Origin of the sequence: Pectobacterium punjabense, from assembly GCF_012427845.1 — a bacterium.
GTDB lineage: Bacteria > Pseudomonadota > Gammaproteobacteria > Enterobacterales > Enterobacteriaceae > Pectobacterium > Pectobacterium punjabense.
The window spans coordinates 2,555,524-2,577,883 of the sequence record NZ_CP038498.1; the positions used below are offsets into that span (position 1 = coordinate 2,555,524).

The window sequence follows — 22,360 nt, forward strand, 5'->3', positions numbered from 1 at the left end:
TGGTAATATCGGGCAATAGCGTCAACCGGTTCGGGAGTCGTTTATTCGGATTGCGTACCTTTCTTCTTCATCCACTCAGGCTTTTGGAACGCGTGGAACATGGAATTTTTATCTTCAAAGAATGCAGCGAACTCAGGGGATTGAACAGCGGCTTTCAGATCCTGAGCAAACGGTTTGTCGGCATCTTCCGCACGCACAACAATCATGTTTTTCAAATCTTCCGGCAGCACATCCAGTTGAATCGCATCAGACAGGTTCAGACCCGCAGCCATCGCGAAGTTCGCATTAATCAATGAACCCGCGACACCACCCAACGCACGCGGCAGTTGTGCTGCTTCCAGCGGTTTAAAGACCAGCCCTTTCGGGTTTTCCGTAATATCACGCACAGAAGCTTTAGTCGGCGTAATCTCTGGATTGATCTTGATCAGACCGTATTTTTGCAGGAAATCCAGTGAACGCGCCAGATTGGACGGATCGTTCGGTAACGTAATGATATCACCGGCTTTCAGCTCATTCAGCGAGCGCACCTTGTTGGAGTAAAATCCCATGCTGGCAGTCGGCACGGTGATCACTTCCGTCAGTTTCAGCCCTTTATCCGCGCTGAAGCGGTCAAGATAGCGGCGGTTTTGGAATAGGTTGGCGTCGATACTGTTATTCGACAGCGCCAGGTTCGGCTGAATGTAGTCGCTGAATTCGCGCACTTTCACGTCATAGCCTTTTTTCACCATTTCCGGCTTGATCGCTTTCGTGACCATATCGCCATACGGCCCCGGCGATACGCCGATGGTGATTTCTTTGCCTGAATCTGCTGCGTAAGCCTGAGAGATACCTAACGCCAGCATCAGTGGAATAAGTTTTTTCAATCGCATCGTCGCGTTCCTGTCTGTCCGATTTAGTCAGTCTTTACCATTATTTGGGGCGTAATAGGTGCCATGATATTGATGACGAAGTAAGGCGGGCAGAGAGCGTGGGTAGATCGTAAAGACGCTGTAAATACATCCCTGTACGCTCGAGCCGCGCAATATGAATCTCATCCCGAGATTCACCCTTACAGGGCCGTCGCAAGCGACGTTCAAAAGCGTCATTGACGCTTTTGTCCCTGGCGCGGACGCTTTACTCTTCTATCCCACGCTCTCTGCTGCCATGTCGTATAACGGTTATGGGCGTCGTAGCGCCCTATTCTATTTTTATAACGTTATTCCCTGGTGTTGGATAACGCTTTACTGCTCACACGTCTTACTAAAAAATACTTATTCAATAATCAGTTAAAACAAAAAGGTTTCCTGTCCGTAGCAATATTTATCGTACAGAGCAGGGTTAATATCGAAGCCAATTCCCGGTTTATTTGGCACCGCGACGCAGCTGTCTTTGTCTAATTCGACAAACGGCAGCATGAAGTCTTCATGCCAGTAGCGGGAAGACGGTGGAATATCGTGCGCGTAGATAAAGTTCGGCAGCGTAGATACCGCAATATTGTGCGCCTTACCGACCGCCGTATCCAGCATGCCACCGCACCACACCGGAATGTTGTGCGCCTGACAGTAGTCATGAATCAGCTTGGTTTCAGTAATACCGCCCACGCGCGCCACTTTAATATTGATGATTTTGGCACTGCCCAGCTCTATTGCTTTACGCGCGTCTTCTACCGAGGCAATACTTTCATCCAGACAGATCGGCGTATTTACCGCGGCCTGAAGTTTGCGATGGTCAATAATATCGTCGTGCGCCAGCGGCTGTTCAATCATCAACAGGTTAAATTTATCGATGCGCTTAAAGAAATCAATATCATCCAGCGTGTAGGCAGAATTGGCATCCACCATTAGCGTAATATCACCAAACGTCTGACGCAGCGCCGCAATATAGTCGTAGTCTTTTCCCGGCTTGATTTTTATTTTGATGCGCTTGTAGCCTTCCTTCAGGAAATTATCAACCACGCTGACTAATTTATCCGGCGTTTCCTGAATACCAATACTGACACCGGCTTCGACTTTATCCCGTACGCCGCCCAGTAATTGATGCAGCGGTACACCTTTTATCTTCGCGTACGCATCCCAGATACCGCCTTCGATTGCCGCTTTGGCACAGTTATTACGCTTTACCGGCGCGAAAATATCGCGAACCAGAGAAGGATGTTCAATATCCCCCGCCTGTTTAACCATCGGGATCAGGAAGTCACGCATAATATGCCAGGCAGTGACGTTGGTTTCTTCGTTATAAAATGGCAGGGAAATGGCGGAACAATCGCCGTAGCCAATCTGCCCATCGGCATGAACTTCCGCGATAGAAAAGTGTTTTTCCGTCTGCGTCGCAAAGCTGGTAGTAAATGGCGTTTTCAACGCCATTTTCATTTTTCGTAATACAATTTTGTCTATTTTCATGACATCTCTCTGCTGTCCTGAATAACGTATTCTGTCGCGGTTTAGCGGCGCTCGCGCTTATTCGCCCGCCGTGACAGCATATCGCCCAGCGTTTGCACGACCTGCACCAACACGACCAATGCAATCACCGTCACAACCATGACTTCAGTTTCATAACGGTAATAGCCGAAGCGGATCGCCAGATCGCCGACACCGCCGCCGCCAACAATCCCGGCCATGGCCGAGTAGCCAATCAGGCTGACCAGCGTAATCGTCAAGCCGCGCAATAAACCAGCCAAGGCTTCCGGCAACAGCACGGTAGCGATAATGCGCGTCGGGCTGGCTCCAAAGGCCTCTGCCGCTTCCACAATGCCTGGATCGACTTCACGCAGCGCGGAATCTACCAGACGGGCATAAAACGCAATCGCCGCCACCGACATCGGCACCGACGCCGCCACGGGCCCTATCGTGTTCCCCAGCAGCAACTGTGTTAGTGGCAACAACAGCACCAGCAGGATCACAAAGGGGATCGAGCGGATAATATTTACCAGAATGGTCGAGACCAGATAGATAAAACGGTTCTGCCAGAATAAATGACGATCGGTCACATAAATCGCGATGCCTAATGGCAGGCCGAATACCACCGCACACAGCGTTGAAATGCACACCATGGTGAAGGTTTCACCAAAGGCGAAGATTAATTCACCGATTAACTCAGTCATTGATGACCTCCACCCCAAAGGTATTCTGTCGAATATAAGAAATAGCCGCAGCGAGATTTTCCGCTGCCGGATCGTCACGGTATGAAATCTGGGCAATAATATGCCCCAACGCGCGATCGTTAATATATTCAATATTGCCGTGTAGAATATTTACCGAAACCTGAAACTGCTGCGCCACGTCGGATAATATCGGTTGTTCTACCGAATCATCGGCGAAAAGTATTTTTAACAAGACGCCTTTATTATTTTGCTTAAAGCGCTCAGGTAATTCGACCGGACTGGTATGGCTAACCAGCTGTTTGGTATAAGCGTGTTGAGGCGCTGAGAAGATCGTAAAAACGTCACCCTCTTCTACAATATTCCCGCCCGTCATTACCGCCATACGCTGACAAATACTTTTAATCACGCTCATTTCGTGGGAAATCAGCACGATCGTGATACCTAACCGGACATTAATACTCTTCAATAACGCCAGAATAGATGCCGACGTTTCCAGATCCAACGCCGAGGTGGGTTCATCACACAGCAGCACTTCGGGATGGTTGGCAATGGCACGAGCAATGCCAACACGCTGCTTTTGTCCGCCACTCAGCTGCGCCGGATAAGCGGTTCCTTTATCCTGCAATCCAACCAGCGCCAGAATTTCCGGCACGCGCTCAGCAATCTCCGCTTTGCTTTTACCCGCAGCACGCAGGCTGAACGCCACATTGTCATAGACATTGCGGGTGTGCATCAGATTAAAATGCTGGAAGATCATGCCAATACGTTGCCGATGCTGGCGCAACTCGCGGCCAGACGCATCACTGATCAGCGTATCGCCCAGAAACACCCGCCCTTCGGTGGGACGCTGTAATAAATTGATCGTCCGCAGCAGCGTACTTTTCCCTGCGCCGCTGGTGCCGACAATCCCAAAAACTTCACCCTGTTGAATGGTCAGGTTGACGTTGTTTACCGCCCTGGACTGTGCAGTTTTCCCGGCGGGGAAATCAACGCTCACGTTTTCTAACCGAATCATTACCTGACTCACTCCTGCTATTGCTGACTATTTTAAGAGATGTAACGTCGGCATACGCAACCGTGTGCCTGTTTGATGTAGGGAAGCCTTTGTCCGTGGGTAAAACCATTTCGCACTAGTCTGCGTTAAGCCTGTGCCACGGAACCATTTCACTTGTTATTTTGAACAGAGATAGGCTCTTCATCGCCTTTTTAGATTGAGGAATAACCGGGCTATTTTTGGCTGCCATTTTTGTTATAATTCGATTAATTTCTTATAAATCAATAAAATACTTAAAAATTATCGTCTATTTAAGTTAGAGAGAAATGAGCTTTGCGTCAATGATAAAAAAAGCAAATCACCTTTCTGTTTTTTAGAAGCTTTTTTATGCTTTTTACTTCTATATAGTCACGCGCAGTTTTATGCAGGATGTGATGACATTATCTTGTCGATCGCATGGCATAACTCAGTTGGCTGAGCACACAGGGCGTCAGCCTGATGGGTTGTTAGCTCATTGGCCGTTCCGTATCCCCACAGTACACCGACGGATAATAAATGGTTGTTTTGTGCTGCAATAATGTCGTCCTCTCTATCTCCCACCATGATTGAACAACGTGGTTTCAACCCATTTTTAGTCAGTAAATGAGCTAATAGTTTTGTCTTATCATCCATTTTTCCATCCGACGACGTCCCAATGATGTCTGAGAAGAAAGGGCTTATCTTCATATCATCGAGTATTTTCCCAGCGAATAGTTGTCTTTTAGATGTCGCAATAAACAGTTTATCGCCACGCTGTTTTAAGGTTTTCAGCACTGGCAGCACCCCTTCATAGATAACACTATTGTAAAGTCCGAATTGACCATAATGCGCACGATACAGGTTTATTGTTTCTTCTACTCTGTTGTCACCATAAGGCTCCAACAGTGTTCTGACAATATTGTGCATGGGTGGCCCAATGAGCGATGAAATGTCAATGTCGTCATCAATCATATGCCCTTGTTTTCGAATGGCATAAATAAGGCTCTCTTTAATTCCCGGAACAGAATCAATGATGGTTCCATCTAAATCAAAAATGATATTCATACCGACATTTCCCCGTTGTCTGATTTTCTGGCTTCACATTTCCTTTTAGGCTTATCCAAGAATAAGTCATGATGGGTTCTAAAACATAACAAAGCATAATAATTCGTTGATAAGTATCTCAAAATATATCCTGAAACATTACTATCACAATCTGCATCTAGCCTGATCCTGCACCAACAAACGTTTATCCTCTCCATTAAGGATGCCATCATGCGTCATCGCACGACTCTGTTTGCGACGATCGGAACATTACCGATTGCCAGTCTCTTTCTACTACCGCTTTCCGGGTTTGCTGCCCCACCTCAGCCGGAGAGTGCGACTATTAGCACCCTTGTCGATACCACCACACAGGCCAGTAGCCGCCCCCGCGTCATAGAACTGGAACAATCTATTCAGGCCGCACTACGCAAGGCGATACAGGGCGATGCCCCACAGCTCACCCGCGCGCAATTGGAAAAGGCACAAGAAACACCGCAGCAGGCGGATATCAACTGGCTCAACAACAGCGGCTATGATTTCGCGGTAAAAACCAACCAGCAAGCAGGCATTGCGCTACTGGAATCCTTTTCACACCTTTCTACCGATGTGTTACAGCAAAATACGGCTATCGTGACGCGCATTAATCGTGAAGCCACAACGGGTCAACGCGAACAGGCGCTAGTGGATGCTGAAGGCCAGGGGTATCTCTACTATCTGGCTGATGCATTGGGCCCACGGCTGGGTAAGATATTTATCACCGCCTATGACCGCGGTGAAATCCGTAAGGCCGCCGTGTTGCTCAAGCTATCCGCCGTCAGCACGTCCGCTGCCAAGCAACATTTTAACTATCCTCGTCCTTTCCTACAGCCGAACAATACGATTCATTTGGTGCCAGACACCGCTGTAATTGGCGATAACAAACCGTATACCGCTACCGGCGGCGCATTTCCGAGCGGACATACCAATACAGGTTACACCGATGCTCTACTACTAGCGGAAATGATCCCTGAGCGTTTCGTTCCGCTGATCGATCGCGGTGCACGCTATGGCTATTCACGCGTCGTACTGGGTGTGCATTATCCGTTGGACGTGATCGGTTCACGCATGATTGCCGAACGCAACGTGGCACATTATCTCAACGATCCGCAGTATCGCCGGCTGTTTGAACAGGCCAAAGCCGAGTTACGCAGCGCGTTAGAGAAAGCTTGTGGCACCACGTTGAGCGACTGCGCTAAAAACTCACCACAGGACGACCCTTACGCTGCACCGGAAATGAAAATGTTTTATCACTACACCATGACGTACGGCCTACCCGCTCAGCCTGGTGCGGCATCTCCGGTTAGCGTTCCCGAAGGTGCCGAAGTCTTGCTCGACGCTGTACTGCCAACGCTCTCCGCCGCCCAACGCAGAAACCTGATGGTGAAAACCGCGCTGGCCGATGGCTACCCGCTTTCCGGCGAACCGGGTGATAAAGGGGCGCAGAATTTCTGGCAGCGCCTTAATCTTCATGATGCTGTGAAGTTAGCTCAACACCGTTAGCGGTAACCCTCTTCCTCCACGTTTTCGTGCACGGGGAAGAGGGTTATCATTAAAAATAAAAATTAATAACGGAAATTTATCATTCTTACTATTATCGTCATCCTTCGTATTGTTTCATTTTTATTAAAAAACAACCATGTTGTTTTTTTAAAATAATCACAATGACGATACCATGGCGTAAAAAAACGGGCTTCATGGCATTACCTTAACGATTATTTTATTCACTTAGCTGTAACGGTAACTTTCCGGCTAGGATAATATTTTAATTATTACCAACCAGTCAGCATAGAATATTGAACAGTTTGTAAATCAATGTAAACAACTGCTATCGCAAGCCCCTTCATGCCATTTTTAAATTTTAGTTAATCTCAACATAAACCTTCTCTTTCTCCCGTCGATATAAAAATACCGCTCCTTATTCGGGAGTCATTTAGAGGTACTTATGAGCATTAAACTTAAATTAATTTCGGTTATGTTGTTAATGGCATTATTGCTTTTGGTTGTCTCTGTTACCGGTTTGTTTGGCATAAATAATACCAATCAATCGATAAAAACGCTGTATCAAGATCGGCTGATCGCACTGGGCTATCTGGATAATATCACCAGACAGGTAAACAACGTGATGTTTGAAATTGCCAGCGTTGATCTCTCGCAGCCAAACAATGTCAGAGCTGGACTGGCGCACATCGCAGAAGCACAAAAAATTTATGACGCGCAATGGGACTTATACAGTAAGACTTATTTAACAGGCGAAGAAAAAACCTTAGAAGAACAATTTGCCGTTTTATACAAACAGTACAATGAAAAAGCGGTTATTCCCGCCATTAATGCAATACAAAAAAATGACACGAACGCATTAGAGTATATTATCAATCACACACTAAAAAGCGAATATGAACCCCTGCAAAAAATTGCCGACCAGTTGATTAAATTACAATCTGATGTTGGCCAGGAACTCTATTCCGAATCACAAAGTAGTTTCAATAAAATATTATTCTCCGTGGTGATTATCCTTTTGGCGGGAATAATCATCGTTGCGTTATCAGGCTGGCGGTTGATTATGTCAATTGCCGTGCCGATAAAGCATGCCGTAGATTTGGCAAGAAAAGTGGCGAGTGGCGATCTGACGCATCGTATCGCCATTACCTCGCGCGATGAAATGGGACAGTTGCAAACCGCACTACGAGAAATGGTGCTGAATCTGACGGATATCGTAGAGCGCGTACACAGCAACGCCGATATTATCGCAACCGCATCCAGCCAGATTAGCAGCGGCAATATCGATCTCTCCTCCCGCACCGAGCAGCAGGCCAGTTCACTGGAAGAAACCGCAGCATCAATGGAACAGATGACCTCCTCCGTCAAGCAGAATGCGACCCACGCCGCCCACGCCAGTCAGTTGGCGACAACCGCTTCGCAACGCGCTGTTGATGGAGGCAAGATGATGGGTGATGTCACATCAGCGATGCAAACCATGGTGTCATCCGCAGAAAAAATCACCAATATTATCAGCGTAATCGACGGTATCGCGTTTCAAACCAACATCCTCGCGTTGAACGCCGCCGTGGAGGCCGCTCGCGCGGGAGAACAGGGACGAGGCTTTGCGGTCGTTGCCGGTGAAGTCCGCACTTTGGCACAACGCAGTGCAAATGCGGCCAAAGAGATTAAAAGCCTGATCGGGACGTCCGTCGAACAGGCAACGCTCGGCCATGCTGTCGTCATCGATGCGGGCAGTACGATTCAGAGCGTGGTGGAAGACATAAAACGTGTGGCATCGCTCGTAACCGAAATTTCCACTGCCAGTAATGAGCAAAGTCTGGGGATTGGGCAGATTAATACCGCCATTTCACAGATGGAAACCGTCACGCAGCAAAACGCCGCGCTGGTTAACGAAGCCGCCGCTGCCGCGGGTTCGCTGTCCGAGCGGGCGGGTGAACTCAGCCATGCCGTTGCCGCGTTCCGTATCTAACGCCCCTCTTTTTTTCACCGCCCCGCGCAATCGCTTACCCGCGCGCGCGGGCGTCGATTATCGCTAATACGTCGCTCAGCGTGGTTAAAAACACATCGGCATGTTCTTCCAGAAACACCAGCGGTGGACGAATTTTCAGCACGTTCGCCGCAGGCCCTGTCGCACTGATCAGCACACCACGCTGACGCATCGCGTTCACCACCTGCAACGCAGATTCAGTTGCCGGAGATTTACTTTCGCGATCGCTGACCAACTCCACCCCGATAAACAGACCGTAAGCCCGAATATCACCAATGAGTGGAAAATCCTGCGCCAGCAATTGTAGCCCTTGACGCAAATAGTCGCCGACCCGCTGGGCATTCTGCTGCAACCGCTCTTCCCGAATCACCCGCAGCACCGCGTGCGCCGCCTGACAGGACACCGGATTACCGCCGAAGGTGTTGAAATAGCGCACATCGCGTCCGAAAGCATCGAACAGCGCGGAACGCCCCACCAATCCGGCGATCGGGTGTCCGTTGCCCATCGGCTTCCCTAAACTCACTAAATCCGGGACGACGCCATGACGCGCAAAGCCCCACAGCGATTCTCCAGTGCGTCCAAAGCCCGGCTGCACCTCATCCGCAATAAACAGCCCACCCGCCTGACGAATCAGCGCCGCCGCCTGCGCCATTTCGCCTTTCGGCGCACAGAACACCCCGTCGCTGGAAAAAATGGTGTCCACCAACAGTGCAGCAGGACGAATCCCTTCTTGTTGCATCTGTGCCAGCGCATCACGAATACTGGTAAGAAATGCACCGGGCTGGCGATAGGTATCCGGCGCATCGATCAGCTTCACATGATCCCCCCGCACCACACCCTCCCCCAACGACGGTGACAGTTCCGCCAGCGCACTGGTCACGCCGTGATACGCCCAACGCGTCACCAGGACACCCGTTCCCCCCGTAACATGTCGAGCGATGCGCAGCGCCAGATCGTTAGCCTCACTGCCGGTGCAGGTCAGCATCACATTGTTCAGCTCGGCGGGAAATTCGCTCAGCAAATCTTCCGCAAAATCGACAATTGCAGGGTGCAAATAACGTGTGTGAGTATTGAGCTGTGCGCTCTGCCACGCCATCGCCTCAACCACTGCCGGATGGCAATGCCCGACTGAGGCCACATTGTTATAAACATCCAGATAACGTTTTCCCTGATGATCGAACAGCCATACGCCCTCGCCGCGCACAACGTGTAGCGGCTCTTCATAAAACAGGCGGTAACCACTACCCAGCACCCGCTGGCGGCGTGCCAACAACGCATCTGTCGCAATCATTTCAGACATCACTCCACTCTGATTCATCGTACGTTCTCCTGGCAAGCCTGCTGTAGACGAGTCACAAACTGCGCATGGGAATAGGTCATCATGCGCTGTAAGCTGTGCCAACTGCGCGGCACATTACGTAACAGATACTCTCGATTGTCGGGGTAGCGTGATGCGCGCCACTGCGCAATAGTTAGCGTCAGCGCCATGCGGGTCGCGATCAGATCCGGCAGCAGCGCGATCTCCCCCGGCGTTAATGGCATATGTTGGTGATACGCCGCAACAAACGGCAGAACATGCTCCAACAGATCCTGCCCCTCACCAACCTGATACGCCAGTGCGGTCGCCACTTCGCAGATTAACGGGGCGAACACGGCATCGCCAAAATCGATAATGCCGGTCACCCGCGTCGGCGACGAACGGCTCACCAGCACATTATGCGGATTAAGATCGTTATGAATGACCTGACGGCGCAGCGTCGCCAACTCAGGGGCTACGTGGCTGTCATAGCGGTCAAAAATACGCTGAAGATGCTGATACTGCTGGGGTTCAAACACGAAATCGAGGTAAGGACGCACCTGATCCGCCCGGCTGATATCCCACAGCAGCGAACGGTTTGCCGCCAGATGTGTAAAGCGGTGAAGTGCATTATCCAACTGCGCCAACGTACTCCCCAACTGCGGCATCAGCGCCGTTGAAGATGTGACCAGATGCTGCGGCACGCCTGCCAGATAGCTCACCAGCCGCACACGCAGCAGTTCGCCACCAATCTCAACGCCTGTTTCTGCCCGACCATTTTTTGTCAACCTGATACGCGGCACAGGCAGTTCAGGCGCATGACTAGCCAGATGCAACAATAATGAAGTTTGGAAATCGCTGACGCCGGCGGGTTCCGCCGCGTTGATCACTTTCAGCATATAGCGTTCGTCTGGCGTGACCGTCAGGCAGAAATTCATATCACGTTCGCCCTGAAGCAGGGTCATCTGCCCGAATAGGTCATATTCTTGCTGTGCAATCGCCAACGCCTGCTGGCAGGAAACCTGCGGTACAGGCTGCGTCATTAACTCATCATCGTGTGGTAAAGCCTCGGCAAATACCGGCTGGTTAGAGGCTGGACATTGCAACATGGGGGAAACATCAGACATGCTGTCCTCCATTAATATGGATTTCTGCACCATTGACGTAAGAAGCACCGGAGGTACAAAGAAAATAGATCAAACTTGCCACTTCTTCGGGTTTACCTAAACGCTGCATCGGCACCTGCCGCGCAATAATGTCATCCGTACCCGGTGACAGTATCGAGGTTTCAATTTCTCCCGGCGCAATCGCGTTGACGCGAACGCCGTGTGGACCAAAATCAAACGCCATTTCTCGCGTCAACGCAGATAGCGCCGCTTTTGAGGTAGCGTAGGCAACGCCGGCAAAGGGATGCACACGCGACCCCGCAATCGAGGTCACATTGATGATGCATCCCTGTGATGCTTTGAGTTCATCGAACAAACCGTTTGCCAGCAGCGCACTGGAGAAGAGGTTGACGTTGAAAACGCGCAGCCAGGTGGCATAGTCCGTATCGCATATGCCCAGACGTTGCCCTCCTTCACCCTTTGGCGAAATCCCTGCGTTATCAACCAGCGCATCCAGGCGACCGCCTAGCTTTTCCTTAATCAGCGGCAGCGTCTGTTGCAGGCTATCGATGTCTTCCAAATCGAGATGAATATGATTGAGTAACTTTTCCGCCCACGGGCACTCTTCTGCCCAGTTCTGACGTGAAGCGGTAAAGATCCTCCACCCTGCCGCGTGGAAATGCTTAACGGTAGCATGTCCAATCCCCCGGCTGGCACCGGTCAGCAGTAACGTTTTTTGCGCAGTCATACCGTACCTCCTGAGCCTTTGTACACACGCATCAAAATGGTGTTTGATGCATCATAAATTGGGTTTTAAAAAAAGCTGAAGAAAATTTCAGCGAAATCTAATCTTTTTACGAATACATACATCCTAATGTGAAAGTTTCGTGCGTATTAGTAGCGCTATTTCTCTGTGACTTCATCACACGCCCGACAAGGCGCGCTCAATCGCCGCAGCGCCTTGACCACTGGCTTTTTCGACGCTAATTATATCGCTGCGCGATGCCTTCGTCGGTATCAGACTTAACGAACCGCTTGCGACACGTTCCCTACGTGGCGCAAGCTTTCGCCGCATCCATGCGGCTCATCCTAAGCCTGATATCTCCTCAGCATAATTTCTTACGCCGGATAACAGTAAAAACCATCATAAACTGCGGTATTTGTGTGTAAAAAACTGAAATAAGATGCCAACACGCACGAAACATAACGCATACCCTACGTGCGCCAGATTAACTCCCACTTCTTAATCGCTCCGAACGGCGGCGCAGGATCTCCATTACGATCAGTAGTACAAGCGCGGCACCGACCATCATGGTGGCAGCGGCGGCTATCGTTGGGTCGAGATTCTCACGGATGCCAGCAAACATCTGTAGCGGCAGCGTGCGCTGGCGTGGGCTGGCGAGAAACAGTGTGACGATCACCTCGTCAAACGACGTCGCGAAGGCAAAAAGCGCCCCGGAAAATACCCCCGGCGCAATCAGCGGAAACGTTACCTTGCGGAAAGCCAGCAGCGGTGATGCCCCCAGACTGGCAGCCGCCCGCGTCAGGTTGTGATCGTAGTTCTTCAACACCGCCGTGACCGTAATCACTACGAACGGCACGCCCAACATCGCATGCGCCAAGACCAGTCCTAAATAGCTATTTAGCAGCGACAGCTTGGCAAAGAAGAAAAACATCCCGACCGCAACAATCACCACCGGCGCAATCATCGGCGAAATCAGTACCGCCATCACCAGCGATTTACCGCGAAATTCACCGCGCACCAGCCCGACCGAGGCCAGTACGCCGAGCACCGTTGCCAGTAACGTTGCCAGCGGCGCAATCAACAGGCTGTTGCCCAGCGCCCCCAGCCACTCGCTAGAGCTAAAAAACTCGCGATACCAACGTAGGGAAAATCCCGTCAGCGGATAGCTCAAAAACGACCCCGCATTAAACGAGAGCGGAACAATCACCAACACGGGGATGATTAAAAACAACAGCATCGCCGCCCCGTAGAAATTAAAGAACGTGTTCCACAGACGGATACCCACTTCACCCTGCTGTCTCATTGGTTATCTCCCCAGAATAAGGTTATGGATATCGCGCTTAATGCGCCGCCGCTTCCGCATTGGTGCGCGTCACGCGGATATAGACCACATACAGTAGCGTCACGATGATCAGCAGTTGCGTACCCAATGCCGCTGCCATTCCCCAGTTCATGGTGGTATTGGTGAAGAACGCAACAAAGTAGCTCAGCATCTGGTCACTTGGCCCCCCCAGCAATGCGGGCGTAATGTAGTAACCAATCGCCATCATGAAGACCAGCAGCGCCCCCGCCGTCACACCCGCATACGTTTGCGGCACGTAAACCCGCCAGAACGCAATAAAGGGATGCGCACCCAGCGAGATCGCCGCACGTACATAATTCGGGGAAATGCCTTTCATCACCGCGTATAACGGCAGAATGAAGAATGGCAGCAGAATGTGAGTCATCGAGATATAGACACCGATGCGGTTGAATACCAGCACCAGCGGTTCGTCGATAATGCCAATGTTAATCAGCGAGCGGTTGATCAGCCCGCCAGACTGCAATAGCACAATCCAGCTTGCCGTCCGTACAATCAGCGATGTCCAGAACGGCAGCAAGACCAAAATCAGTAACAGGTTAGCACGGTTAGATGGCTGTTTTGCCAGCCAGTACGCTAGCGGATACCCTAGCCCCACGCACAGCAGCGTTACCACGCCCGCCATCAGCAACGTACGCAGCAGCACATCGACATACAGTGACTGATCGGCAGGCTGCGGGATGATTTGCTGGGTCGTGGCATCGACTTTATGGTCAAACACCGCCAGCAGATAATAGCTGGTAAAAGGCCGCGCGGCGCGATCGAACGTTTGCCAGGTCGCCAATACCCCCCACATCGGCTGCTCACGTATCAGTTGGTCACGTACATCACTGCTGCCCTCCGCGGGCAGCTTGCGCAATGTACGGGTAATCAGCGTGCGATATTCCGCTCCTTCATACCCCAATCGTTTAGTTATCGTACTTAGCTTGCCACTGCTGCGAGCATCGCGCAGATCGCTGACCAGCGCCCGAAAGACCGCCTCATCCGGCGCATTGTTGCCCGACCAAAGCCGCATCGCGGCAATGGTCTGCGGCATGTTGTCGCGCAATTCCGGGTTGGAGACGCTTTTTCCCAAAATCGAGGTGATTGGGAACAAAAAGCTCACCACGATAAACAGAAACAGCGGTGCAATTAGCAGCAAAGAGCTTTTCTTATAGGCTTTCTGCGCGATCCACAGTTGCTGTTTCAGTGTCGCATTTTCCTCGCTCCCGACAGGCGGTGCAGAGGCGACGATTTCGCTCTGGGACATAGGCACTTTCTCCATCATCACGTACGGTAAATCACTGCGATCTTATTGGGCGGCCCAGGCGTTAAAGCGTTGCTCCAGCTCTTCACCGTGATCGATCCAAAACTCAGTGTCGACCTGCAAAGCCTGTGCCAGATTATCCGGTGCGGTCGGTAAATTGGCGGCAACAGCAGGAGCCAGCAGGCTGGTGGTTTTGACGTGCGTCGGGCCATATGGAATGTTCTCAGCGAACACTTTCTGGTTTTCCGGCTGGTTGGCAAACGCAATAAACTGCTCCGCCAGCGCCTTGTGTTTGGAGCCTTTGACGATCGCCCAGCTATCCAGATCGTAAATACTGTCGGCCCAGACAATCTTGAAGTCATGCCCTTCTTTCTGCGCCGCTGCGACGCGGCCGTTATAGGCAGAGGTCATTACCACATCGCCGGACACCAACCATTGCAGCGGCTGAGCGCCGGATTCCCACCACTGAATATTGGATTTGATCTGATCCAGTTTCTTAAAGGCACGATCGACGCCCTCTGGCGTCGCCAGCACCGTGTAGAGATCTTCACGCTTCACACCATCGGCCAACAGCGCGATTTCCAGCGTAAATTTGGCGCTTTTACGCAACGCACGCTTACCGGAGTAATCTTTCACATTCCAGAAGTCGGCCCAGCTTTTCGGCGCCTGTTTCAGTTTCGCTGCGTTGTAGGTCAAGACGGTTGACCACAGGAAGATCCCCGCGCCGCATTCAGTGACAGCACCTTTGACAAACTGGGATGGGTCGCCAAGCTTTGACCAGTCAAGCGGTTCAAACAGGCCTTCGCTACAACCGCGCATCAGCTCAGGGCCTTCGACTTCCACGACGTCCCATCCCACCTGCCCGGTTTCTACCATTGCCCGGATACGTGCCATTTCACCGTTATACTCACCGGCTTCCACCGTGCCTTTACCCGCAGCGGCGAACGGTTTGTAAAACGCCTTATCCTGCGCATCCTTGTTTAATCCGCCGAATGAGATCACCGTGACGGACTCCGCCTGCGCCTGACAGGCCATCGTCACCAGAAAAGCCGTGGCCGCTATTTTCTTCAGTACCGGACGGTTGAAGCGGCCTTTCGCTTTGGCGTTGCTGCTAAGTTTGGACATGGGCTTGAATATAGACATGGGCTTGAATATAGACATAGTTTCGCTCCTGGAGTGGTAGTCAACGTAACGGTCAAATGCGTATCACTATTTTGCGTACTCTATTTTCGTGCACTGTACTTTTGATGCATGATGCATCAGCATAATTATGCAAAAAGAGATGAGCATAAACTGTGCCAATACAAAAATTTTATTGATGTTTTACTAAAACGACGGCGGGAACGGTGCTGAGAAACAACAAGGTTATGCAGTCAACATGTTGCCCTGGTTGTATTTCGCCATTTTTGCCATATCGTGGTGCAAGCCAGCCTATCTCTGCACCACCCAGACGCATTGCGCGTTTGCTGTGTGCGTGCCAGCGTGGGTTGCCGACACGCACTTTCATCGACTATCGGGACAACAATTTACCGAGAAAGATCGACGCAGAGATATTTCATTTCCAGATAGTCTTCAATACCGAAACGTGAGCCTTCGCGTCCCAGCCCAGACTGTTTTACGCCACCAAACGGCGCAACTTCATTCGAAATCAGCCCGGTATTGATGCCAACCATGCCGTAATCCAGCGCTTCCGGCACCGTCCACTGACGCACGGCATCGCGCGTGTAGACATAAGCGGCCAGCCCGAATTCGGTATCATTCGCCATTGCAATCACCTCGGCTTCGTCACTGAAGCGGAACAGTGGTGCAACGGGCCCGAACGTCTCTTCACGAGCGAAACGCATCTCGCGGGTCACCTCACCGACAATGGTTGGCGTGAAGAACGTGCCTCCTCGCTCATGACGTTTGCCACCCAGCAGTAGCGTCGCGCCGTGCGATAACGCATCGGCAATATGTTGCTCAACTTTGCTAACCGCATCGGCATCAATCAGCGGCCCCTGTGTCACACCCGGCTGCGTACCGTCGCCTACGTTTAATTTACGCACTTCTTCGAGCAGTCGTTCTACCAGCGTTGGGTAAATCCCATTCTGCACATAGATTCGGTTAGCACAGACGCAAGTCTGCCCGCTATTGCGGAACTTGGAGGCCAGAATGCCTTTCACCGCCTGATCCACATCGGCATCATCGAACACGATAAACGGCGCGTTGCCACCTAATTCCAACGAGAGTTTTTTCACCGTCGGCGCGCTCTGCGCCATCAGGATACGGCCCACTTCCGTAGAGCCGGTGAAGCTCAGCTTGCGCACCACCGGGCTATCGCACAGCACCTTACCCACTGACTGCGCATCACCGACAATGACCTGTAACACACCGCGCGGAATACCCGCCTGCTGCGCCAGTTCCGCCAGCGCCAGCGCGGTAAACGGCGTCTGCTCGGCAGGTTTAACGATCATCGTACAGCCCGCCGCCAGTGCGGGGCCGACTTTACGGGTAATCATCGCCGCCGGGAAATTCCACGGCGTTATCGCGGCACACACGCCGATGGGCTGCTTAATCACCATCAAGCGCTGTTGCCCCTGCGGCGATTGCAATACGCTGCCTTCAATGCGTTTGGCTTCTTCCGCAAACCAGTCGATAAAACTGGTGGCGTAGGCAATTTCACCGCGCGCTTCCGCCAATGGTTTTCCCTGTTCCGCCGTCAGCAACGCAGCCAGATCGTCCTGATTGTCCATAATCAGACGCGCCCATGCCTGCAACAGCGCCGCACGTTCTTTTCCCGTCTTCTTACGCCACTCAACCAACGCCCGTTCCGCAGCAGCAATCGCCAGCTCAGTTTGTGACACCGTCACGAGCGGCACGCTACCCAACACCTCACCCGTCGCCGGATTAGTGACATCCAGACGTTCACCGTTTGGGCTGTCTTGCCACTCGCCGTCAATCAGGCAGTGTTGACGGAATAATGTTTGTTGTTTCAGTGAAATAGACTGTTTCAGTTGCATAGCATCTCTTCTATTGTGTTAATACGCGCGTCAGGATGTTCATCGCCTTGCTGAACTGCTCATCGGGAACCGTCAGCGGATACAGGAAACGAATCACGTTGCCATGTACACCGCAGGTCAGCAGCAGCAAGCCCGCTTCTAACGCGCTTTTCTGAAATTGGCGGGTAATCTCTGCCGAGGGTTTACCCGTGTTCGGATCGCTAAATTCAGCCGCGACCATCGATCCTTGTGCACGAATCGCCACCAGTGCCGGACACTGCGCTTTCACTTTTTCCAGCGTTTCGACCAGCGCGGCACCCAGCCGCTGCGCCCGTTGGCACAATTTTTCTGCTTCAATCACATCCAATACCGCCAGCGCGGAAGCCACCGCCAGCGGGTTGCCCGCATAGGTACCGCCCAGCCCGCCCGGCGATGGTGCATCCATTACCTCAGCACGGCCGACCACACCAGAGATCGGGAAACCGCCGCCCAGGCTTTTCGCCATGGTGATCAGATCCGCTTTCTCAGTATAATACTCCATCGCAAACAGTTTACCGGTACGGGCAAATCCGGTCTGTACCTCATCGGCAATCAGCAGAATGCCATGCTCGTCGCACAGCGTGCGCAGCCCGCTAATAAAGGCAGGGGGCGCGACGTGAAATCCGCCTTCACCCTGAACCGGCTCCAAAATAATCGCGGCAACTTGATCGGCAGCGATGTCGGTATGCATCAAACGTTCGACGCTTTCCAGTGCCTGTTCAACGGTGATGCCACTCTTTTCATTCGGGTAAAGCGCGTGAAAAATGGAACCGGGGAACGGGCCAAATCCCGTTGAGTACGGAGCCACTTTGCCCGTCAGCGTCATAGTCAGCAACGTGCGGCCGTGAAACGCCGCGTTGAAGGCGATCACGCCGGGGCGTTTGGTGTAAGCACGGGCGATTTTCACCGCGTTTTCCACCGCTTCGGCGCCGGTGGTAAAGAACGTGGTTTTTGCCGCGCCTTGAATGGGTGCCAGCGCGTTAATACGCTCAGCCAGCGTAACGTAGCTGCCGTAAGGTACAATCTGATAGGCCGTATGGGTAAAGCGATCCAGTTGTTCACGCACCGCAGCGACAATTTTCGGGTGACGATGCCCGGTGTTCAGTACCGCAATCCCGGCGGCGAAATCGATAAACTCTCGCCCTTCAACATCCCATAGGGTGCTGTTTTCCGCACGCTCAGCATAGAAATCACACATGACGCCCACACCACGCGGCGTGGCGGCCAGACGGCGTTGATTCAGTTCGCTATTCTTCATGATCGGCTCCGGTATCCTAAACACATCTGTTAGTCGTTGAATGATGACTGTTAGTGTAGTTGCAAGATGATGATGTTATTTAGACGCGAGATGGTTCTATAATCCAGTGCCAGTTTTGAATATTTGAAGGGTCCACTTTTGCGCTCACTCCTGACCGACTTATTGCTTCAACGTTTGGCCAACCAGCAGGACGGTGCGCTAAACAAGCGTTTGTACGACAGCATTCGGCTGGCGATTCTTGATGGTGCCATTACCGCTGGTGAACGCCTGCCGTCGTCACGCGATCTGGCGCAGCAGCTGTCGCTGTCACGCAATACCGTGTTGACGGCTTACGAGCAGCTACTGGCAGAAGGCTATATTGACGCACGCAAAGGAAGCGGAACCTTCGTCACGGAACAGTTACCCGATGGCAATATGCTGCAGGTGAGCAGCGGTAATGCGGGGGAAATACGAGAGCCTAAACATGAGCTTTCCCGCCGCGGGATGCATCTGCTGGGTTATGCCGGGGCTTCCATTCGCCAATGGGGGGCATTTATGCCCGGCATCCCTGATATCGCCAGCTTCCCGCATGATTTATGGCGGCGGATTCAGACGCGTCTGACACGGCGCGTTCGTCCTGAACAACTTTCTTACTCGCCCATTGGCGGCTGTCCCGAACTTCAGTTGGCACTGGTGGATTATCTACGTGTCGCCCGTTCCGTCGAGTGTACGCCGGAACAGGTTCTGATTACCGAAGGCACCCATCAGGCAATGGATCTGTTGGCTAAAATGCTGTGCAACCCCGGTGATTTGGCATGGATTGAAGATCCCTGCTACTGGGGGATTCGTAATGTCCTGACGATCAACGGCCTACGCGTTGCTCCTATTGATGTCGATGAACAGGGTCTGGCACCGCCGGAAACGCTTTCGTCCGATACCGCACCGCGCCTGATTTGCGTGACACCGTCACATCAGTATCCACTGGGCGCGGTGATGAGCCTGGCACGCCGCCAACGGTTGTTGGCACTGGCGCAAGAGCATGGTTGCTGGGTGGTGGAAGACGATTATGACAGCGAATTCCGCTTTTCCGGCAGCCCGATCCCCGCGCTACAAGGACTCCAGTCGCAATCCCCGGTGATCTACATCGGCACATTCAGCAAAACGCTCTACCCCGGCCTACGCGTCAGCTACATGGTGTTGCCACCACTGCTGGCGCAGTCGCTAAAGACGGCACACTCCGAGCTCTACCGCGGCGGACACTGGCTCACACAGGCAACGCTTGCGCAGTTTATCCGCGAAGGCCACTACGCCGCACATATCCGCCGCATGCGTTTGCTGTATGCCAAACGGCGCTCGTTATTGACGTCGCTGATCGAACAGCATTTGGGAACGGCTTACATCGGAGACAACAGCAACGCTGGACTGCATATGCTGCTTAGCCTACCGCCCCACATTGATGATGTCGTGCTGAGTGCCGCGATCCTGCGCCGTGGCGTGATGGTCAAACCGCTTTCCAGCTATTATCTGCAACCGACGCAACAGCGCGGTTTATTACTGGGCTATGCCAGCGTCGAGGAACCTCAAATGGAGCCGGCTTTTTCCGTGATTGTGGCCTGTATTAAGGCACTGGATACCCACCATTCAGACGTCTGACAGCCCTCGTTTTCATTCGAGTCGATTCGCACCATTACGGTGCCATTTTCCCCTGCACGCCCCATAACTGCGCATCCGTTGTGATGATAAATCGCGTTTTAGCGCATTACCGCGCGGTGTTTTCTGTTCGTTCAGCATCCGGCATGGTTTATGCATTCTTATGAATAACAGTGACTGCCGGAGAGTGAAAAATGAGAAATTATGTCAGTTTCAGGAATGTTCAGAAAACCTACGACGGCGATCGCCTGATCGTCAAAAACCTGAATCTGGATATCCGCGAAGGTGAATTTCTGACCCTGCTCGGGCCTTCCGGTTCGGGAAAAACCACCAGTTTGATGATGCTCGCCGGATTTGAGACCCCAACTCAGGGGGAAATTCTGCTGCGCGAAGCGCCATTGCACCATCTCCCCCCGCATCAGCGCGACATCGGCATGGTATTTCAGAACTACGCACTGTTTCCACATATGACCGTGACGGAGAATCTGGCGTTCCCGCTGTCCATCCGCCGCCTGAACCGTGCCGATATCAAAGAGAAAGTCGATCGTGTATTAGACCGCGTGAAGCTCACCAGCCTGGCCGATCGCTATCCCGCACAAATGTCCGGCGGTCAGCAGCAGCGCGTGGCGTTGGCTCGCGCACTGGTCTTCGAACCGAAATTGGTACTGATGGATGAACCATTGGGCGCGCTGGATAAGCAACTACGTGAACATATGCAACTGGAAATTAAAGAACTGCATCAGTCGCTGGAATTGACCGTGGTATACGTCACCCATGACCAGAGCGAAGCGATGACGATGTCCAACCGCGTTGCCGTGTTTAACGACGGCGTGATTCAGCAGATGGATAGCCCGAGCGATATCTACGAAAAACCGGAGAACGCCTTTGTGGCGCAGTTTATCGGCGAAAATAATACGCTGCTCGCCACCAGCGCCGAGGCCGAAGGCGCGTTCTATCGGGCAACGCTGGACGACGGCACCTCGCTGCGCGCACTGAAAGTCCGCCCCAGTTCGCCGGGTCGTAAAATCACCCTCTGCATCCGCCCGGAACGTATTCACGTCAACGCGGCTCATACCGACGACACCATGCAGCACGTCAAAGCGCGCATTCAGCAGTTCATCTATCTTGGCGATCACGTCAGGATGATGACGGAAGTCGCAGGCCAGCCGCAGTTTATGGTGAAACTCCCCGCCAGCGAGATTCAACCGCACTGGAAAGCTGGCACTGAGGTCAATCTATCGTGGCAGCCGGAACACCTGCGCGCGCTGGATAGCATCATCACGCATTAACCCCTTCCGTATTAGCGACCTTCCTGCCTCATTCACCGGGCGCGATATGCGCCCGTCTCACTGATTTCCATCCCACACTCCTGTATAGTCTCGCTAACAGACACAGGGCTGAACTCTCGACCTTATGGATATACTGGGCTTTATCATTGCGTTAACCCCGATAACGTTATCTCCCGGAGCAAGTTTTACGCTGGCAATGAACAATGTCGCCAGCGGGGGAATGTACGCTGTATCACGCATTATTATCGGTACTGCGCTGGGTATTTATACGCATAGTTTACTGGCAAGCATTGGTCTCACAGGGTTGCTATCCCTTTACCCCTCGCTCATGCATACCATTACCGTTATTGGTACAGGCTATTTGCTCTACTTAGCGTTTCGTTTGATAGAAAGTGGATTACGAGAGAAAAGTACAACCTCATGCAACAGCGGCAGAGTGGGTATCAAAGAGGCCTATTTGGCAAATGTTCTGAATATTAAAGCGATTCTGCTCTATGTCACTATCGTACCACTGTTTGTGAGTGCCAATGGTACCTCATCGGTATCGCTCGTGTCCTACCTCACACTCGCTACCCTACACATTGTGATGATGTCGGCCTGGCTGCTATTTTCAGCACAGTTACTTATCCGTTCATCAGGCAGAATCAACCCTATTGCGTTGAAAAAAAGCATCAATATTGGTGGCGGGATCGTGCTGATTGTTCTGACACTCTCTCCCTATATCTCAACTTATTTTCACTAGAAATAACATT

18 protein-coding genes are annotated in these 22,360 nt (G+C 52.0%); 5 read left to right on the forward strand and 13 right to left on the reverse strand.

Features of this window, described 5'->3' with window-relative positions:
* Nucleotides 1-41: 41 nt before the first annotated feature.
* The 5 genes from E2566_RS11550 to E2566_RS11570 all read right to left on the reverse strand — a co-directional run bounded on the left by E2566_RS11550 (nt 42) and on the right by E2566_RS11570 (nt 5,156).
* Nucleotides 42-869, reverse strand: coding sequence for a MetQ/NlpA family ABC transporter substrate-binding protein (locus E2566_RS11550; RefSeq protein WP_107169633.1), 828 nt, complete (start codon nt 867-869; stop codon nt 42-44).
* A 396-nt stretch (nt 870-1,265) separates the two neighbouring features.
* Nucleotides 1,266-2,378: an o-succinylbenzoate synthase gene (menC, locus tag E2566_RS11555; RefSeq protein ID WP_107169634.1), complete on the reverse strand. Its 1,113-nt coding sequence runs from the start codon at nt 2,376-2,378 to the stop codon at nt 1,266-1,268.
* Between the two features lie 41 nt (nt 2,379-2,419).
* Nucleotides 2,420-3,079, reverse strand: a complete 660-nt coding sequence (locus tag E2566_RS11560) for a methionine ABC transporter permease (protein ID WP_107169635.1) — start codon at nt 3,077-3,079, stop codon at nt 2,420-2,422.
* Entirely contained in the window at nt 3,072-4,094 is a 1,023-nt protein-coding gene (locus E2566_RS11565; protein WP_107169636.1) for a methionine ABC transporter ATP-binding protein, read from the reverse strand. Before E2566_RS11565 ends, E2566_RS11560 begins: the two co-directional genes overlap by 8 nt.
* A gap of 399 nt (nt 4,095-4,493) precedes the next feature.
* The gene (locus E2566_RS11570) at nt 4,494-5,156 is read right to left on the reverse strand and encodes an HAD hydrolase-like protein (protein WP_107169637.1); all 663 of its coding nucleotides are present in this window, start codon (nt 5,154-5,156) and stop codon (nt 4,494-4,496) included.
* Between the two features lie 210 nt (nt 5,157-5,366).
* Between E2566_RS11570 and E2566_RS11575 the strand changes: the two genes are divergently transcribed.
* The gene (locus E2566_RS11575) at nt 5,367-6,674 is read left to right on the forward strand and encodes an acid phosphatase (protein ID WP_107169638.1); all 1,308 of its coding nucleotides are present in this window, start codon (nt 5,367-5,369) and stop codon (nt 6,672-6,674) included.
* 481 nt (nt 6,675-7,155) lie between these two features.
* On the forward strand, nt 7,156-8,643 hold the full coding sequence (locus tag E2566_RS11580; protein ID WP_234257016.1) for a methyl-accepting chemotaxis protein: 1,488 nt from the start codon (nt 7,156-7,158) through the stop codon (nt 8,641-8,643).
* 34 nt (nt 8,644-8,677) lie between these two features.
* Here E2566_RS11580 and E2566_RS11585 read toward each other — a convergent pair whose 3' ends face one another.
* The 8 genes from E2566_RS11585 to E2566_RS11620 form a co-directional block, all read right to left on the reverse strand.
* Entirely contained in the window at nt 8,678-9,979 is a 1,302-nt protein-coding gene (locus tag E2566_RS11585) for an aspartate aminotransferase family protein (RefSeq protein WP_107169640.1), read from the reverse strand.
* The gene (locus E2566_RS11590) at nt 9,976-11,085 is read right to left on the reverse strand and encodes a phosphotransferase (protein ID WP_240618639.1); all 1,110 of its coding nucleotides are present in this window, start codon (nt 11,083-11,085) and stop codon (nt 9,976-9,978) included. The genes E2566_RS11585 and E2566_RS11590 overlap by 4 nt, the downstream gene beginning before the upstream one ends.
* Nucleotides 11,078-11,812, reverse strand: coding sequence for an SDR family NAD(P)-dependent oxidoreductase (locus tag E2566_RS11595; protein WP_107169642.1), 735 nt, complete (start codon nt 11,810-11,812; stop codon nt 11,078-11,080). Before E2566_RS11595 ends, E2566_RS11590 begins: the two co-directional genes overlap by 8 nt.
* A gap of 481 nt (nt 11,813-12,293) precedes the next feature.
* Nucleotides 12,294-13,112: an ABC transporter permease gene (locus tag E2566_RS11600; RefSeq protein WP_107169643.1), complete on the reverse strand. Its 819-nt coding sequence runs from the start codon at nt 13,110-13,112 to the stop codon at nt 12,294-12,296.
* A gap of 37 nt (nt 13,113-13,149) precedes the next feature.
* Nucleotides 13,150-14,418, reverse strand: coding sequence for an ABC transporter permease (locus tag E2566_RS11605; RefSeq protein ID WP_107169644.1), 1,269 nt, complete (start codon nt 14,416-14,418; stop codon nt 13,150-13,152).
* A gap of 42 nt (nt 14,419-14,460) precedes the next feature.
* Complete coding sequence (locus tag E2566_RS11610) at nt 14,461-15,540, reverse strand: ABC transporter substrate-binding protein (RefSeq protein ID WP_107169692.1); 1,080 nt, start codon at nt 15,538-15,540, stop codon at nt 14,461-14,463.
* A 401-nt stretch (nt 15,541-15,941) separates the two neighbouring features.
* Entirely contained in the window at nt 15,942-17,414 is a 1,473-nt protein-coding gene (locus E2566_RS11615) for an NAD-dependent succinate-semialdehyde dehydrogenase (protein WP_107169645.1), read from the reverse strand.
* A 10-nt stretch (nt 17,415-17,424) separates the two neighbouring features.
* The gene (locus E2566_RS11620; protein ID WP_107169646.1) at nt 17,425-18,690 is read right to left on the reverse strand and encodes a 4-aminobutyrate--2-oxoglutarate transaminase; all 1,266 of its coding nucleotides are present in this window, start codon (nt 18,688-18,690) and stop codon (nt 17,425-17,427) included.
* A 138-nt stretch (nt 18,691-18,828) separates the two neighbouring features.
* Between E2566_RS11620 and pdxR the strand changes: the two genes are divergently transcribed.
* The 3 genes from pdxR (at nt 18,829) to E2566_RS11635 (ending at nt 22,350) form a co-directional block, all read left to right on the forward strand.
* Complete coding sequence (pdxR, locus tag E2566_RS11625) at nt 18,829-20,322, forward strand: MocR-like pyridoxine biosynthesis transcription factor PdxR (protein WP_107169647.1); 1,494 nt, start codon at nt 18,829-18,831, stop codon at nt 20,320-20,322.
* 191 nt (nt 20,323-20,513) lie between these two features.
* A complete protein-coding gene (locus tag E2566_RS11630; protein WP_107169648.1) occupies nt 20,514-21,608 on the forward strand; it encodes an ABC transporter ATP-binding protein in 1,095 nt (364 codons plus the stop codon).
* A gap of 124 nt (nt 21,609-21,732) precedes the next feature.
* Nucleotides 21,733-22,350, forward strand: coding sequence for a LysE family translocator (locus E2566_RS11635; RefSeq protein WP_107169649.1), 618 nt, complete (start codon nt 21,733-21,735; stop codon nt 22,348-22,350).
* Nucleotides 22,351-22,360 lie beyond the last annotated feature (10 nt).